Consider the following 15,279-nt stretch of genomic DNA (forward strand, 5'->3'; position numbering starts at 1 on the left):
GCCGGCTTTAGTCCTCGGCTTCGCCCAGGCCTCGGGCGGCGAGTGCTTCACCCGTTTGGCGTGCGTATGCCACCGAGGTGATGAAGACGGGCAGGACCAGGGCCCGCGGATTGCGCTCCAGGCCGCGGGCCTTGGCGGAGTCACGGACGTCGGCGAAGGTGCCGGCGATGAACGGAATGCTGCGGAGCATGATGCCGATGGTCAGGGCAAAGCGCTCCGGATCCGCGCCGAATCTCGTGAAGGGACGGGCAGCCCGGACCACGCCGTCGAGGAGCCGCTGAATGGGCGTGGTGGCGGTGAGCAGGGACGCGGCCACCACGCAGAGCAGGATGTTCAAGACGATTCGCCCCGCCGTGGGTCCGCCGAGTTGCCACCACTGGAAGAGACCAATCACCAACAGCACGGGGGCAAGCGGCCGGATTGCTCGCCAGAGCCTTTTCACTCCGGCTCCGGACGCCAAAAAGAGAACGCACAGCGCAGCCAGTACGGCTGCGGAGATGCGCCAGTCCACAATGATGAAGGGCGCAAGGCCGCAGGCTACGACCAGGAGGAACTTCAGTGCCAGCGGTGCCCGGTGCAGAAGCGAATCTCCGGGCACATAGTTGGCAAGGAGGAAGCCGTGGCCCCTCACGGAACATCCCGCCCTGCATTGAGTCCCGCCACACACCAGGAACGGTAGGCGGCCACGGCGTCGGTTGGGGCGCCGTCGAATGCCACCCGTCCGTCCTCGATGACCAGGACCCGGTCCATGTCCAAGGCCAGTTCGAGGTCGTGGGTGGACAGGATAATCTGCTGGTCCAGGCCTGCCAGCGTCCTGCGGAGCAGCTCGCGGTTGCGCAGGTCCAGGAGGGTGGAGGGCTCGTCCAGGACCAGCACTTTAGGGTCGACGGCCAGCACGGCGGCGAGCGCCATGAGCTGCCGTTCGCCGCCGGACAGTTCGTAGATGCTCTGGTCCGCCAGGTGCAGCAGGCCCAGCCTTTGCAGTGCGGCTTCGGCCTGGCTGCGCCGCTCGGCCGCGTTCCGGACGGATCGGCGCAGGGACAGTTCCACGTCCTCGCGGCCTGTGGGCATCACCAGCTGGGACAACGGGTCGGTGAAGACGAACCCCACGTTGCGCCGGACTTTCCGGACGGCACGGACTGTGTCGTCGCCGTCGACCGTTACCGCCCCTGTGGTGGGCTGGATGAGGCCGTTGACCAGGCGCAGCAGGGTGGATTTCCCGGAACCGTTGGCACCGATGATCCCGATCCGTGCTTCCTCCAGCCGGAGGTCCACCGGGTGAAGGAGCACCTTGGGGTGCGGGGAGTCTTCCCTTTCGACGGCGACGGACGCCTGGGCGAAGGTGACGGCGGGCATGGCGGCCTAGGCGCTCTCAGCGGGCAGGGCACGGCGACGGACGCGGCGCACCAGGACATCCGGGAAGGCCCGGTGAAGGGCGACGGCGATGGCGGCTGCCAGGACATTCTTGATGATGTCTCCCGGGTAGAAAACGAGGTCGCTCATGAAGGCCTGCTCCAGGGTTGCCTTGGAGTTCATTGCGATGCCGATGACGCCCAGCGTGTGCACGAAGACGATGCTCGTGGCGGTGGCGGAGAGGAAGAACCACAGGGCGCGGGCTTTGGTGGTGCGCCGGATCACCAGGGTGGCCAGCCATCCCACGACGAAGGCGGCGATGGGGAAGGCGATGATGTACCCGGCAGAGGGCCCGGCGAGGATGGCCAGGCCGCTGCGGCCCTGGCTGAAGATGGGCAGGCCGACCAGGCCCAGGAGCGTGTAAAGGCCGACGGCGGCGAACCCGCGGGCGGGGCCAAGCACCAGTCCGGTGAGCATCACCGCCAGGGTCTGGAAGGTGATGGGGACACCGAAGCCGTTCAGGGCGAGCCCGGGCACCAGGGCGGCGGCGGCGACCAGGGCGGCGAAGACGGCGATCAGCCCGAGGTCAGTGCCGTTCCAGCGGCGGCGGGCTTGGCCGGTGTTCTTGGCGGTGGTGTCGACGGTGCTCATGGGGTTCCTGTCGGGGTTGTACAAGCGGAATCTAATGTACAGCCGACGCTACCGCCGCGGAGCAGGGTCCATTTTGTAGGGGTTCCACTAACCGGGAGGGTTGCCGCTTTTGGGGTGGGCACAACTTCCACGCGTAGTGGCTGGAACGCCTTACACCTCTCGGAGCGGCCAACCATCACTTGGGCGGCGTTGGCAAGGCCCTTTGGACGGCCCGGTAAATCGTCGAGCGGGCAACGCCGAATAGCTCGGCAATCTCAGCGATTGTATGCGCCCCGCCTTGGTAGAGACTAACGACGTGTGCTTCCTGGGCTTTTGAAAGCTTCGGAGGTTTCCCTCGCAGCCGGCCCTTGGCTTTTGCCACTGCCATTCCTTCACGCGTCCTGGCGCGGATCAGGTCGGATTCGAACTCGGCAATCATGCCCAGGATATTGAACATCAGCTTTCCCACCGGATCATTGGGGTTATAGACGCTCCCACCAAGGTCGAGGGCAACCCCCTTACGGGTGAGCTCGTCCGCGATGTCCCGGGCGTCGGTCAGCGAGCGAGCGAGGCGATCAAGTTTGGTGACCACAAGGGTATCTCCCCTGCGGCAGGCGGCCAGGGCCTTGCCGAGGCCGGGCCGGTCGCGTTGGGTTCCGGTGAATCCCTGATCGACATAGATAACTTCAGGATCCACCCCAGCCGCTGCAAGAGCGTCGCGCTGTGCTGTCAGGTCCTGGGCGTTGGTGGAGACTCGGGCGTACCCGATAAGCATGCCGTCAATTGTAGCGTTTAGGACTCCATTACCGGGCAGTACGAGGGGCGGGGTTTACGGGAATCCCGGAACCTCGGCGCGCTGCGAATTTTGGACGCCCCTAAAAGCGTCCGGACTGCGGCGCGTGGGGGACCGGCTTGCGGGCAGCCACAATATGATCAATTGGTGACCGCTCGAATCCGCTTCGCGACATCGGCTGACTACCCGGCAGTGGAGACGATCGAGAATGCTGCCGATCGGCTTCTCATTGATTGGCTGTTTCCTGATCGATGGCCGCCCGCCCCATCTGGGGGTTCAAGAGCGTCAGAGCCCGGATACGTCCTAGTCACCGAAGCCACAGACACAGGCGCTGTCGTGGGTTTCGTGCACGTTATCGAGTCAGGGAAGATTGCTCACCTTGAGCAACTTTCGGTCTTGCCCGAGTATGGTCGTCGCGGATACGGCCGCCTGCTGATCAATGCCGCGAAGGAAGAAGCCCGCGAACGTGGGCATAGACGGCTGACCCTGCGTACCTATGCCGATGTCCCTTGGAACGCGCCTTTCTACTCGCGGGCCGGTTTTGTGGAGGAGGACCCTTCGACTGACTTCCACCGGAAACTGGTCCGTCTTGAAGACAGCCTTGATCTCACCAGGTACGGTCGCCGCGTACAGATGGTCGCTGTGCTGAAGTAGTTCCCTTCTATCCGTATAGCAATGAGTGATCCTTACCGGCGCGGTCGAAATGGCCAATGAGTTTCATAGGTGTGCGGAACTGCGACGACTTGCACCTCGTCCTCGTAGACGATCCTGCCGGGGTTACGGGTGCGAAGGGCCGTCCAGGGGATGTCGTATCGGTCTAGTAGGTCTAGGTACGTCGTAGTCATATTGAGAAGTTGCGTAGATTCAGCCTTGAACCAAGACCTGGCGCCAGGGTTGAGTTCAGAGTTGTAGCAATCCGCTGCCACGGTTGTCGGGTCCACATGAGTCGCGGAGGCGTTGGCGTTGGCTATCCGCAGCCATTGCCTATCTGCTTCATTCAGAAGCCCCTCATTTCCAAGACCATTGGCCATCGCGAACACGCCTGGGAATCGCCCGCGACGGTTAGGGACGGCACTTTGATAGCGAATGAACTCACCCATGCAATGAGGGTACGCAGTCGGCCACCGTTAGCTCATCAGTCTCAAGGAAGGACCGGCTTACGGCTTTGCCTCCAAAATTCTGTGCGTTTGTAGGCTGTGGGAATGGAACAGCGAACAGAGGTCATACTCGTGCATGGGTTGTGGCACCAGCCGGCGCATTTTGACCGGCTCGCGGACGAGCTTCGGAGGCAGGGCGTCACTGTCCATGTTCCCCTTCTGCACCGTGGTTCGCTGGCCGCCGACTCTGCTGCCGTGCAGGAGGTCGTGGACGCATGTGCGGACCAGCCCGTTGTCTTAGGACACTCCTACGGGGGCTCAGTGATTACCGGATTGGAGCGGGTCGGTCATCTCGTCTATCTCGCTGCCTTCGTACCCGCTGCAGGTGAAAGCGGGGCGCTGCTGGGAGGCGCCGGCGCACTCGTTAACCATGCTGTGCAGCAGAATGACGACGGGACAACCAGCATCAAGCCAGAGATGGCCGGCGACGTACTCTACGCCGACTGCACTGCTGCTGAAAGCGCCTGGGCCACCTCGCTACTCGTGCGACAACGGCCAGGGCACGGCCGCGGAGTACCTGAACACATTGCGTGGGACAGCATCGAAACCACGTACATCCTCTGCGAAGAAGACAAGGCGCTGGATCCTGGCATCCAGAAGCGCATGGCCCGCAGATGCGGCACAACGGTTAGCATGGCGTCGAGCCACTCACCGTTCATCAGCAGCCCGGCGGAGCTAGCTGAGACCGTTTTTGGGATCGTTTCATGAGTGATGAAGTAGTCTGCCACGCCTACCGCGCACGTGCTGCTGAATACACGAACCTTCTAGGTTCCATCGAGGACATGCACGAATTGGACCGGCAACGTATCGCACAATGGGCAGCTGACGTCCCCGCAGCAGTGCTGGACGTCGGCTGCGGTCCGGGGCACTGGACCCACTTCTTGCACCAGCAGGGCATTGACGTGTCCGGCATTGATCTGCTCCCTGAATTCATCAACACTGCATGCAGCCGCTTTCCGGAGGTGCCCTTTTGGGTCGGTTCACTTCGTTCACTCGATATCGCTCACGGCAGTCTGGGCGGCGTGCTGGCCTGGTACTCACTGATTCATCTGGACCCGGCGGAGCTGCCCGAGGTTATTGCTGAGCTGCATCGGGTACTCGCGCCGGGTGGGCACTTGCTTGTTGGCTTCTTCGAAGGAGAGTCAGGGTTGCCCTTTGATCATGCGGTTATTCGGGCCTACTTCTGGTCCATCGAGCAGATGAGCCAGCTGTTGCAGGACGCCGGCTTTGCTGTCCTTGAGGTGGAGACCCGGCACGACCCCGGGAACAGGCCTCATGCGGCCATTGCTGCGATTGCTGGCACACGGTAGCAAGAGTCCAGACCGGTACGGTGGGGAAGTGCGTATTCGAGCGGTCCTCTTTGATCTGGACAACACCTTGTTTGATCATCGGGCGTCTGCCCGCGCGGGATTGGAGGCCTTCCTGGGGCACCTGCAAGCTACTTCTTCGGCGGATTTTGCGAGTTCGTGGTTTGAGATTGAACAGCGCAGCTACGACCGGTTCCTGTTGAAGGAGATCTCCTTCCAGGAACAGCGACGGGAACGGCTCCGCCAATTCCTGCCCATGATTGGGTTGACAGGTCCTTTGGATGAGGGCGAACTGGATGACCTGTTCGACACGTACCTTCAAAGCTACGAACGGGCATGGACCGCCTTCCAAGATGCCGCGCCCGTGCTGCAAGAGCTGCGAGCCAGCGGCATCACTGTCGGTGTCATTACTAACGGCAACCACCATCAGCAGAGCGCGAAAATAGAAAGGATCGGCCTCGCTCCGTTGCTGGATGGCGTGTTCAGCTCGGAATCGACCGGCTATGCTAAACCAGCAGCGGAGGCCTTCCTAATACCGTGCGAAAGTATGGGCATATTGCCGGCGGAAGCGCTGTATGTCGGGGACAACTATGCCACTGACACTGCAGGCGCCAGGAATGCCGGACTACAAGCACTCCATCTAGACCGGCCAGCCGACAGAGGCGAGGGGAAGATCCGCAGCCTCACGGAGTTGGTCCCTTACGCCAGTATCCCAACTTGGAGCGGACCGACGACATGAGGGCGGCCCGAGTGCGAGTCAAAGGCTAAATGGCTGCCTGCGCTATAAAGGTAGGGATGGAGAATCACACCAGAGCCACGCAACCCGCGCCGTCTTTTTCTTTCCGGGAGGGAAAGATGGCCGATCACCCACGCTGCGCAGAGCTTTGGATGGAGGCCCTTGCTCTTCGTGATGGCACAGCCAGAGATCCCCAAGTAAGGCAGAGAGCCCTGGCGAAGCTCACGATGCCGGGCGGGATACTTGCCATCGCAGAAAGTGACTCCATGATTCACGGGTTTGCGCTGGCAACAGACAGAACACCGCCAAAAGGCGTCGCTACAGCGCGCCTGACGCTCCTTGCGGTGGACCCTACGATCCAGGCGCGCGGGGTGGGCCGGGCCCTGCTGGCGGACACCACCTGTTCGCTGGAAATGGCGGGTTTCGTAGAGGCGACCCTTTCAGTACTCGAACAGAATGGCGCAGCCCGGAAGATCTATGAGGATGCCGGGTGGCGCCTGACAGGTGAGGGAGTATTCGAAGATACGGGTCGTCCCTGCGTCCACTACCTGCTGAGACTCCGCCACTGAGGTAGGCCCGGAACCCGAAGCTGGTTTTCAAATCCCCAAAACAGCGCTCCCCGTCTTGATAAAGGATCGGCTTGCGGACGAGATTCAGGGCCCCTGCGGGATGCCGTGGGCAACAGATCACGCCCAATATGTTTCAGCACCGGTTAGTCTACGGGCATGAAACCCCGCGGAATTCTCACCGCTGCTCTCGTCCTGGTGGTTATCGTGGTTGCCATAATTGTGGCCTGGGCAACTTTCGGTGACCGCCCAAGCCCCATGAACTCCACTGCGCTCACGAGCGCCCGGTGACCGATCGGCTAAAGCGCAGTGACTGTAATCCCCTTGGTAGCTGGCTTCGTACAGGAGGGCGAGGTTGACGGCCCAGACTTAGCGACGTTTGCCAGCACGCTTCTTTCGTCGCATTAGCACCAGACCGGTTCCAACGAGGACGATGACGACCGTGCTGATCGCGATGCCTGTCCAAAAGCCCCAAACCTTTTGAATGAAGAAGAAGGCTGAGGGACCGATAACGACAAGTGCAAGGATGCCAGGCGCTAGATTTTGGGACTCAGGCCCTAAGGGGCCATTTCCTAATTCATCGCCCGGCTTTGAACTGCGTCCTGCGATTCCTCTAGTTGGATCGGGTTTCATAGCGTTCAGGGTACTGACTGCGAGGCAAGGGAGTAAGGGGCATCGCCACCAGTTCTGAGCCCGCACCCCAATATCGATGCACCCACCGACGTCGCTTAGCTTCTAAGAGCCACTTCCCTTAGAACTCTGAGTAGAGATGGCCACAGAGCTAGGCAGGTCTGTTCAGCCAAGGATCCGTAATCGTGCTCTGAAGTGCGCGGTCGACCACCGGCTTACGGACGCCAGGTCAGCTCATAATCAAGGATCTGTCCCAGCGATTCGGCCAGTAGGCTTCGAGTTTTATCACTCTGAAGTTCAAGCAGCTCTGGCCTCAAGCAGTACATGCGCCTATCACGCCAGAAGCGTAGGCTTCGAAAATCATTCGTGGGACGTCTGTGCAGGGAAGCACCGTCTTAGAGGGGGACACATGGGCGCCATACTTTTCGGTTCCATACTGCTGATAGCTGGCATAGTCGGTGTACTGACCGCACGCAGGTCGCTAGAAAAGGGCACCGCAAGAATCAACTCGCTCGGACCCAATTCGAATCATCGAACGGCCCTTCGAGTTGGGTCCACAATTCGGTGGATCTTCGTTGTCATCTGTTTAATGGTCGGAATCGGAATGATCTTGGCCGGTGCCCTAGGCGCTCTGAAGTGAGGCGCGACGCGGAATGACTTACAGCGACTTTTCGTCCATAGTTCTTGCCCTGGTCGGGGTTGCATTGATCGTTTTCAGACGTCCTCTGTCCCGGCTTCAACTCACAGCACTGGCCACCTTTGAGCGATTCAGGAAGAACCCCACGATCTATCTCAAGCGGCTGCGCGTGGTTGCTGTAGTTTTCGGTGTGCTGTTCATGCTTATCGGCATTTTCAGATACGTCGCGACCTGAATCCTCGGTTCAGTGCCTGCGGCGCGACGCTTGGGAGCCTCTAAGGTGCCTCAAGCCTCTTTGCCCCAAAAGCGTTCCCATGCATAACAGGCGGAGTGGAACGGCGCGGCGCCCCGGTGACGGATCCATTACCGTGCAGCCCATCGGCTTCTAGGAACAGATATTGAGAAAACCTGTGGCACCCGGACGAGCAAGGAAAGTGATGACGTGGCCATTGTCATCTCGAAATACAGCTTTTGAGCCGGACACGGTCACAGTGCCAGCCTGATAAGGGTTTCCCCAACCCGGAGGGGGATTGCCTTGGCCGTCGTCCAGTGGTGTTTCGGCGAGGAAGAATGTGTCGTCGACGCGCAATTCCTTAATTCCGCAATGGGTGTAAAGCATGGTTGGGATGCCGGAAGCGGCGGTGGGGGCCGGCGGCTCCGAGGAGGCTTCGGTAATGGGAGTGGCAGGAACTGCGCACGCAACCAGGACGGCCAATAGCGTAACGGCCAATAGCGAGAGTCTGATTTTTCCGGCCATTCGACCGCACCCCAATTCACGATCAGGCTCAAAGAGTATGCCGTGAGAGAGAGCGCCACAATACTAGGGCTAGTCACGTTTTCCTCACGGCGCGTCCGGTGTTGGATGGATCTATGGATTTAGCTGAACATATCATTAGGGAAATTGACCGCTCCTGGGCGGATGAGGTGAACATTCTCGGCTACTGGGAGGACGGGCCGGCTACAGTCTGCGTTGTGTACTGCCGGACTATCGACCCCGCGGTGGTGCTGGGACGTCGGCTCGTATTTAATTCAACGGCGGCGGATGGAACCATTGAGGGCTTCGCCCGTGATGTGGCCATAAATATGGCGGAGCCAATTGGTCGTGCCACCAGCCGTCCTGATCAACACGGGGTTGTTTGGGTGGGCGTTCCCAAGGACCGCCGGATCCCTGAGCCTCCGAGCGAGGTCCTGCAAATCCTGAGGAACAATGAGCCCGGCTAACATCCGATTTCCAATCTCTCCGATTTCGAGAGGCTAATATCTGGATCGGAGCGCTGTCCTCGTTCACTCCACCCAGCCCGTAAAGCCGGTCGCTGCACGGAGCGGGCTTTCCATTAAGCCGATCCTTTATCGTGCGGTTTAGTGGCTCTTCGCGGTTCGTGGGGAAATGGATCCCTGGAATGAGCGTCATGCCGCCGTCCTGACGGCACTTCTCAAGAGAATAACCGATTTGTAGTTGGCGGCGTTGCGGTACCCGCGGGCGGTTCGTTTGATGTTCTTGATTGCGGTGTTGTTCGCCTCGACCTTGCCTGTCGTGGCGCCGGTAATGATCAGCACCTCGATCTCCTTCCACCACCGGCAGACTGTACGGTACAGCCTGTTCGTCTCCGGCCGTGCGGCTTCCTTGACCAGCTCCTCGAGTACCTGCTTGGCCGCCGCGGCGTCCTCCAGGGAGCCGGTGCGCAACAGGGCGCGGAGTTGTTCCTTGACCTTCCAGACGGCCTGGAGGGTGCCGGTTGGATCGTCCAGGGCGAACACTTCCTCGAGTCGGAGGGCGGCCCTACACGTGAGGGTGTCACCGCCGCGCAGCAGGAGCATGCGGTGGGCCCAGGCCTTGTCGATGGCCCTGCCGCGGCGGCCCTTGACCTGTTGGGAGAGGTTCTGCCTGGTCTCAGTCATTGCCTGGTTGGCCAGCGAGATCAGGTGGAAGTGATCGACGGCGACAGCAGTGCGGGGAAGCCACATCCGTAAGGCTTTGCGGAACGCCGCGGAGGGGTCGATTGCGACGACCTGCACGGCCAGCCGCCACTGCAGGGGCCGGGCGAACAGCCAGTCCCCGACGCCCTTGTGGTCTCGGCCGTCGACCACGCCGAGGACTTGGCCGGTCTCCAGATCCACGATGGTTGTCATCCACGGCTCGAACCGTGTCCACGCCTTCGTGGTCGGGTCCTGGAAGTAGCGCACGGACCGGAACCGGTGTTCATCAATGCCCAGCATCCGCGGACTGAGCTTGTCCACGTCGGGCAGCCGCAGCAGGCAGGCCTCGGTCACCGCAGCCCGGACCATCCACCAGGACACGGCGAAGCCGGCAGCTGTCTCCGAGAAAGCCCTGCCGGAGCGAATGACCGCGTCCACGAGCTGGTCCCGCAGCCGGCTCGTCGACCGGGCACGGCGCGGCACTTGCGGCGTGGATTCGAAGAACGAGAGCCGGTCGCACGCTGACTCTTCGCAGTACCAGCGGTACTTGGACCAGAGCACGTCCACCGGCCCGGCGACGGGAATATCGCGGAGCCGTTGAAGGCGGCGTTCCTTCCGCCGGGAGGCAATGACCCCACAGCTCGGGCAGCCCGGTAGCGCGTCAGTTTCGACGATGACCTGACGGCGGCCAGCGGACATGGTCGTGGAGATGACACGGTAGTCGGGCAGGTTGAAGAGGATGGTGGCAGCATCGGCTGCGACCCCGGTAGGCTCGTTCAAGGCTCGTGGTCCTGTTCCAGGTTGAATGCTTAGACACACTCATCCCAACAGGGCCACGGGCCCCTTTGTCTTCAACGACACGAACTCAATTCCCCATCAACCGCGAAGAGCCGGTTTAGTCACATGGGCGGTCCTAAGGCATCTATGAACGCCGTACGCTGGGCGGGTGGAAATTCGAGCGGTCCTCTTTGACCTGGACAACACTCTGTTCGACCATCCTGCATCAGTCAGAACTGGGGTGCGCCTTTTCCTAGAACACGTTGGGGTGGGGTGTTCGCAAGAGCTAACAAGTGCGTGGTTTCGGATCGAGCAGGCTAACTACGACCGTTACCTTGCGAAGGAGCTGTCCTTCGAGGAACAGCGCCGTGAGCGACTCCGAGAATTTCGCCACTTGGCTGGTTCTGATGTCCCCCCAACGAACTGGGAACTGGACGAACTCTTCGCCAAGTACGTCCAGAGTTATGAGGAAGCCTGGACGGCATTTCCAGACGCAGTTTCCACCCTTAGGAGCATCCGCGCCATAGGTTTGCCTGTTGGTGTCGTAACCAACGGGAATCACAAGCAACAGACCGCGAAGATCAGCCGGACAGGACTCGAAGGACTTCTGGACGGGATCTTTAGCTCTGAACTGATGAACCATGCCAAACCGGAACCAGAGGCCTTCACCTTGCCCTGTCAAAGCTTGAATGTACTGCCTTCCGGGACACTGTACGTCGGGGACAACTACCGCGTAGACGTTGAGGGGGCCAGGAACGCTGGGCTCCAAGCCCTCCATCTTGATCGCGACGGCTTCAAGCGCAAGGGAACAATTCAAAGCTTTCGCGGAACTACCGTCGCTACTCGCAGGAACCATGCGGTCTGATCAATCCGCGTTGCTTGCGCTGCCCGGCCGCCCGCCCGTGACCGATCGTCTATCGGCATGCTTGAAAGAGCACTAATTCCGATCGCCCATCATCGGCTCTCACACCGCGAATCGCTGTGAACTGACCAACGGACTGGAAACCCAGTGCCTGGTGCATTCGAATGGACGCCACGTTGTGTTCGTTCGCGAAGTAGTAAACGGTCGAGGACCGGGTCCATGTCCACTCCATGCGTGCGCGGGTGAGTGCAGACCCGATCCCTCGCCGGCGGGAATTCGGAGGGACGACGACACCCCCTAAGTAATGGCCGGCAGGGGCTTTGCCATCCGGTTCGCCATGGAAGTGAGTCTTGGCGACGCCGACAACTTCATCTTGGATTGTCGCGACCAGCACGATCCGCTCGGTTAGCGGGGTAATCATTTCCGAAGTCCAGCGTGCACGGTCGCTGGCATCGCAGATCGCGCCCACATTTCCCAGGTCACCCAAGGTCGCCTCTCGAATCTGCATGTATCGAGCTTAGTGAGAGGGTTTGCCAGGGCCGCTACGGGATCGCCCAGCGGTCGCCTGTAAGCGGCCCTGTAATGAGAGGCGGCTCCGTTTACAGGAACGTCTGAAGCTGATGATCGGCACCAAGTACGGGCGGTAGGCAAGGGTAGGGCCTAGGCTGGCACTCGTGGAGGGTACCGGTGGCAGCAACTTTATTCCGACGTTACGTCGCGAGTTCACGGGGGGCGCGTATAGCAACTATCGGGTCAAGGCCGGTCCTCCCTGGATTCGTTTTGTGGTCACTCCGGAGCAACTGGAGTTCCACGGCCGCGGACTCATGCGCTTGTTTCGTTTAGGTCCGTGGACGATACCGCGTCGAGAGATTAAAGAGGTTTTCGCTAAGCGAAAGAACCTGTTTGGGATCTTTTCGGAAATCGAGATCGTCACTAGGGACCCCAGCGTGTGGTGGCTCTTCTGGCCCTCACAAGATGCCGGGCCGATTCTTCTCGCAATGGAAGAGTGCGGTTACCCCGTGGAGTGGACGCCACATAATTGGGCGGGCATGCCAATCGAGTGAATTGACCGGTTGTCATGGGATGAACCGGCCGGCGAAGTGAAGACGTGTCTACAGGAAAATCTCCTTGAGCAGTACGGCCAATGACTGGGATCGACCGGGTACTGCAGCCGTTGGTCTCCGCGTCAGAATCGCCCATGCCGGAGGGCAACGGGCCAGACCTCCCTTTACCGGGCGTCGAGGCGCGACTCCTGTGAAAAGGATCCCTAATAGGACGACTTCAAGTCAGGCGAGCTGCCTCCCTCCGCCTCCCAAGAAGTGAAAGACTCCACTCATGGCTAATGCTCGGGGTCGCGCGATGTCCAGGGAACATGCAGCCCGGAAATACATCTTGGTGTTGCAGTGGCCAGCAACATCTGATGCCGACTTTGATGCGCTTATCTCAATGGAGGACTTGCTTCAGTCTGATCTCCTTGATGCATACGGCGTCGTAGACGGGCACGACTTTGGCGCTGGCGAAATGAACATCTTCATTGAAACGGATCGACCGCTAGAAGCCTTTCAGCACGCGAGGACGACACTGGGCACTGACTGGCGATGGGCCAGCGTACGCGCGGCATATAGGCCGGTAGGTGAAGAACGTTATGTGGTCCTTTGGCCGAAGGCGCTTGAGGTGTTCTCAGTCTCATGAGGCCGGCGGCCGAAGTTGCCTATTGCAACGGTGCCGCATTCGGCGACCTATGCCCAATCGGCCATTGCCCAGGCGAGAAAAACGCCGGGCGATGCCCACCCTTGGTTACGGTCGTCCACGTTCTGAGCGGCGTCAGAACCAGTGCCAGACGTCCCTCATAAGCCAAACCAAGAACATGGCGAAAAGAGACGGTGGAATCAGGTAGAGCACCCAGTTATCGTGCCATTTTCGTTTCGCCATTGTTCTTCCTCCGTTCGATGCCACTCTACGAGTGGTGGACATCCTCCGGTAGGTAGAAGGCAGCCGTGCACGATGACCGATCCTTCACGGGCGGGTCACGTCGCTCGGTTAGGTGCCCTATTCGCTGGCATCGAGCCGGGCACGGACTTCAAGCGGTTGGATGTCATATCCCGTTCCGCGAACGCCGGACCAGTTAACTGGTCTAAACGAACCTCTGACTGTATAGGTAATCGGCACGAACTAGGGACCAGGGGAAGCCGAAGATTTTTTGTTTTCGGCGCGCGCTCGGAAAATCTTTACGGCCACGGCTGCGGTTACAACCGCAAACATAACAACCCCAACAACGATCCGCCTGGTGCTCTCGGGCGGGATGAAGGCTGTCGCGGCAATTACATAGAGTGCACCCACTTGCCACCAGGAAGGATCTCGGTATCGCATTCTTGTGTCCTCCTGCAGCAGGTTCTTGCCGGCGTGTTGCCCTGACGCTAAACCCGGACACGAGACTGTGCAAGATCCTTCACCAATTCCTTGCAAGCTCGGCTCCCCCCGTCTGGCATCAGAGATCGGGCAGGACGAGCACGCGTTCCCTATGAGGATCGACTTACGGAGACGGGATGTAGCGGCCGTCGGGCCGGGCTGCCAAACGCTCGTCAAGGACAGTGCGTACACGTGGCCATTCCTCCCGCAGAACGGAATAGATAACCGTGTCACGCCAACTGCCATCCGCACGCCGTTGGACATGCCTAAGCACGCCTTCTTCCTGGGCGCCGATCCGCTCAATCGCCGCCCGCGACCGAACGTTTAGCACGTCGGCTTGCAACCGGATGCGCTCAAATCCATGGGTAAAGGCTGTATTAAGCAGGAGCCGCTTGGCGTCAGCGTTCACTCCGCTTCCCCAGACGTCCGGGGAGTAAGCAGTCCAGCCGATGTGCGCAGACTCGTTTTTCAAGTCGAAATCGCCGAGCGAAGTGGTGCCAACAACCGTGCTATCTGACGAACGCAAGCACACGGCGTAGACGTTGCCTTGTTCCCAGGGCAGCCATTGCCTCAGAAACTCCGCCCACTGCTCGAAGTCCTCTCGATAAGCTCCCATACCTCCACCCCAACCGCCAGCAAATATTTCTGGTCTTCCGATAGCTGTGAAGAGGGCCGGGAGGTCTTCCTCGGTTAGCTCGCGAAGAACGACGACGGTGCCTTCAAGACGCGCCTGAGGATTGGGACGGGAAGCAGCCATGCTTCTCATCATGTCAGCTGGGCATGAGCTGTGGCTCTCAGCGATCCCTTGCGGGGCTATGAGGGCCTGGGTCGGGCGCGGACGTGCATCCGCTCGCCCTGCTGTCCAAACAGGCTGATGAACTCGACGGGTTCCCCGTCGGCGCTGGCGAACCAGTGGGGTGTATGGGTGTCGAATTCCGCGGCTTCGCCGGCGCGGAGTTCAAAGTCTTTGTCACCCAGCACCAGACGCAATCGGCCGTTGAGGATGTACAGCCATTCGTAACCCTCGTGAACGCGCGGGTCGGGCTCCGCCCCGCGGGCATCACCGGTGAGCACCATCTTGAAGGCCTGCAATCCGCCAGGGCGACGTGTGAGAGGAACAGCGGTCATGCCTGCATGGGTGATGGGCCGGAGATGGATTCTGGGATCCCCGGTGGGTGGGGCGCCGACCAGATCATCGAGGGGAACGCCATACAACTGCGCGAGGGGAAGCAGAATTTCCAGGTTTGGCCTGCGTTGGCCCGATTCAAGGCGGGACAGGGTGCTCACTGACACTCCGGATGCGGAGGACACGTCGCCGAGGGTGAGGTCTCGTTCCGCGCGGAGTGCCCGAAGCCGGGGGCCGACCGCTCCGAGGACGTCATCAAGCTCATTTGCCATACCCACAGTTTGCCATAACGGCAATATGGTTTGCCGGTTTCGCTTTATGAGGTGGAAGGTGGTGGAACCGCCGAATGTTGCTGGCGGCAAACTTTCAGCCGCGACGA

Annotated in this window: 17 protein-coding genes; 8 read left to right on the forward strand and 9 right to left on the reverse strand. The window is 60.5% G+C overall.

All coding sequences use genetic code 11. From position 1 onward, the window contains the following. Positions 1-7: 7 nt before the first annotated feature. The 4 genes from LFT49_RS10140 to LFT49_RS10155 form a co-directional block, all read right to left on the reverse strand. Positions 8-631, reverse strand: a complete 624-nt coding sequence (locus LFT49_RS10140) for an energy-coupling factor transporter transmembrane component T family protein (RefSeq protein ID WP_237430412.1) — start codon at positions 629-631, stop codon at positions 8-10. Next, positions 628-1,356, reverse strand: coding sequence for an energy-coupling factor ABC transporter ATP-binding protein (locus LFT49_RS10145; RefSeq protein WP_237430413.1), 729 nt, complete (start codon positions 1,354-1,356; stop codon positions 628-630). Before LFT49_RS10145 ends, LFT49_RS10140 begins: the two co-directional genes overlap by 4 nt. A gap of 6 nt (positions 1,357-1,362) precedes the next feature. Next, a complete protein-coding gene (locus tag LFT49_RS10150) occupies positions 1,363-2,004 on the reverse strand; it encodes a biotin transporter BioY (protein ID WP_237430414.1) in 642 nt (213 codons plus the stop codon). A 175-nt stretch (positions 2,005-2,179) separates the two neighbouring features. Next, positions 2,180-2,758, reverse strand: coding sequence for a recombinase family protein (locus LFT49_RS10155; RefSeq protein ID WP_442863734.1), 579 nt, complete (start codon positions 2,756-2,758; stop codon positions 2,180-2,182). 165 nt (positions 2,759-2,923) lie between these two features. On the opposite strand from LFT49_RS10155, the gene LFT49_RS10160 reads away from it, so the two are divergent. The 6 genes from LFT49_RS10160 (at position 2,924) to LFT49_RS10185 (ending at position 8,044) form a co-directional block, all read left to right on the forward strand. After that, positions 2,924-3,430 carry a GNAT family N-acetyltransferase gene (locus LFT49_RS10160; protein ID WP_237430415.1) on the forward strand — a complete coding sequence of 169 codons (507 nt, stop codon included), beginning with the start codon at positions 2,924-2,926 and terminating at the stop codon, positions 3,428-3,430. Positions 3,431-3,978: 548 nt separating this feature from the next. Next, positions 3,979-4,641, forward strand: coding sequence for an alpha/beta hydrolase (locus LFT49_RS10165; RefSeq protein WP_237430416.1), 663 nt, complete (start codon positions 3,979-3,981; stop codon positions 4,639-4,641). Then, entirely contained in the window at positions 4,638-5,243 is a 606-nt protein-coding gene (locus LFT49_RS10170) for a class I SAM-dependent methyltransferase (RefSeq protein WP_237430417.1), read from the forward strand. Before LFT49_RS10165 ends, LFT49_RS10170 begins: the two co-directional genes overlap by 4 nt. Before the next feature lie 28 nt (positions 5,244-5,271). Continuing rightward, complete coding sequence (locus LFT49_RS10175; protein WP_237430418.1) at positions 5,272-5,979, forward strand: HAD family hydrolase; 708 nt, start codon at positions 5,272-5,274, stop codon at positions 5,977-5,979. A gap of 263 nt (positions 5,980-6,242) precedes the next feature. Beyond that, complete coding sequence (locus LFT49_RS10180) at positions 6,243-6,545, forward strand: GNAT family N-acetyltransferase (protein ID WP_237430419.1); 303 nt, start codon at positions 6,243-6,245, stop codon at positions 6,543-6,545. A 1,280-nt stretch (positions 6,546-7,825) separates the two neighbouring features. Continuing rightward, a complete protein-coding gene (locus LFT49_RS10185; RefSeq protein WP_237430420.1) occupies positions 7,826-8,044 on the forward strand; it encodes a hypothetical protein in 219 nt (72 codons plus the stop codon). Positions 8,045-8,194: 150 nt separating this feature from the next. Here LFT49_RS10185 and LFT49_RS10190 read toward each other — a convergent pair whose 3' ends face one another. Then, positions 8,195-8,566, reverse strand: coding sequence for a hypothetical protein (locus LFT49_RS10190; protein WP_236821954.1), 372 nt, complete (start codon positions 8,564-8,566; stop codon positions 8,195-8,197). Between the two features lie 113 nt (positions 8,567-8,679). On the opposite strand from LFT49_RS10190, the gene LFT49_RS10195 reads away from it, so the two are divergent. Then, the gene (locus LFT49_RS10195; RefSeq protein ID WP_237430421.1) at positions 8,680-9,030 is read left to right on the forward strand and encodes a hypothetical protein; all 351 of its coding nucleotides are present in this window, start codon (positions 8,680-8,682) and stop codon (positions 9,028-9,030) included. A gap of 186 nt (positions 9,031-9,216) precedes the next feature. Here LFT49_RS10195 and LFT49_RS10200 read toward each other — a convergent pair whose 3' ends face one another. Continuing rightward, the gene (locus LFT49_RS10200) at positions 9,217-10,506 is read right to left on the reverse strand and encodes an ISL3 family transposase (RefSeq protein ID WP_237429206.1); all 1,290 of its coding nucleotides are present in this window, start codon (positions 10,504-10,506) and stop codon (positions 9,217-9,219) included. A 166-nt stretch (positions 10,507-10,672) separates the two neighbouring features. Between LFT49_RS10200 and LFT49_RS10205 the strand changes: the two genes are divergently transcribed. Continuing rightward, positions 10,673-11,368 carry an HAD family hydrolase gene (locus LFT49_RS10205; RefSeq protein ID WP_237430422.1) on the forward strand — a complete coding sequence of 232 codons (696 nt, stop codon included), beginning with the start codon at positions 10,673-10,675 and terminating at the stop codon, positions 11,366-11,368. Positions 11,369-11,417: 49 nt separating this feature from the next. Here the strand turns inward: LFT49_RS10205 and LFT49_RS10210 are convergent, their stop codons facing one another. The 3 genes from LFT49_RS10210 to LFT49_RS10220 all read right to left on the reverse strand — a co-directional run bounded on the left by LFT49_RS10210 (position 11,418) and on the right by LFT49_RS10220 (position 15,172). Next, positions 11,418-11,873, reverse strand: a complete 456-nt coding sequence (locus LFT49_RS10210; RefSeq protein ID WP_236821951.1) for a GNAT family N-acetyltransferase — start codon at positions 11,871-11,873, stop codon at positions 11,418-11,420. A gap of 2,025 nt (positions 11,874-13,898) precedes the next feature. After that, on the reverse strand, positions 13,899-14,531 hold the full coding sequence (locus LFT49_RS10215) for a GNAT family N-acetyltransferase (RefSeq protein WP_237430423.1): 633 nt from the start codon (positions 14,529-14,531) through the stop codon (positions 13,899-13,901). Between the two features lie 56 nt (positions 14,532-14,587). Continuing rightward, positions 14,588-15,172, reverse strand: a complete 585-nt coding sequence (locus tag LFT49_RS10220) for a helix-turn-helix domain-containing protein (protein ID WP_237430424.1) — start codon at positions 15,170-15,172, stop codon at positions 14,588-14,590. Positions 15,173-15,279: the final 107 nt, after the last annotated feature.

The organism is Arthrobacter sp. FW306-06-A, assembly GCF_021870055.1.
Lineage (GTDB): Bacteria > Actinomycetota > Actinomycetes > Actinomycetales > Micrococcaceae > Arthrobacter.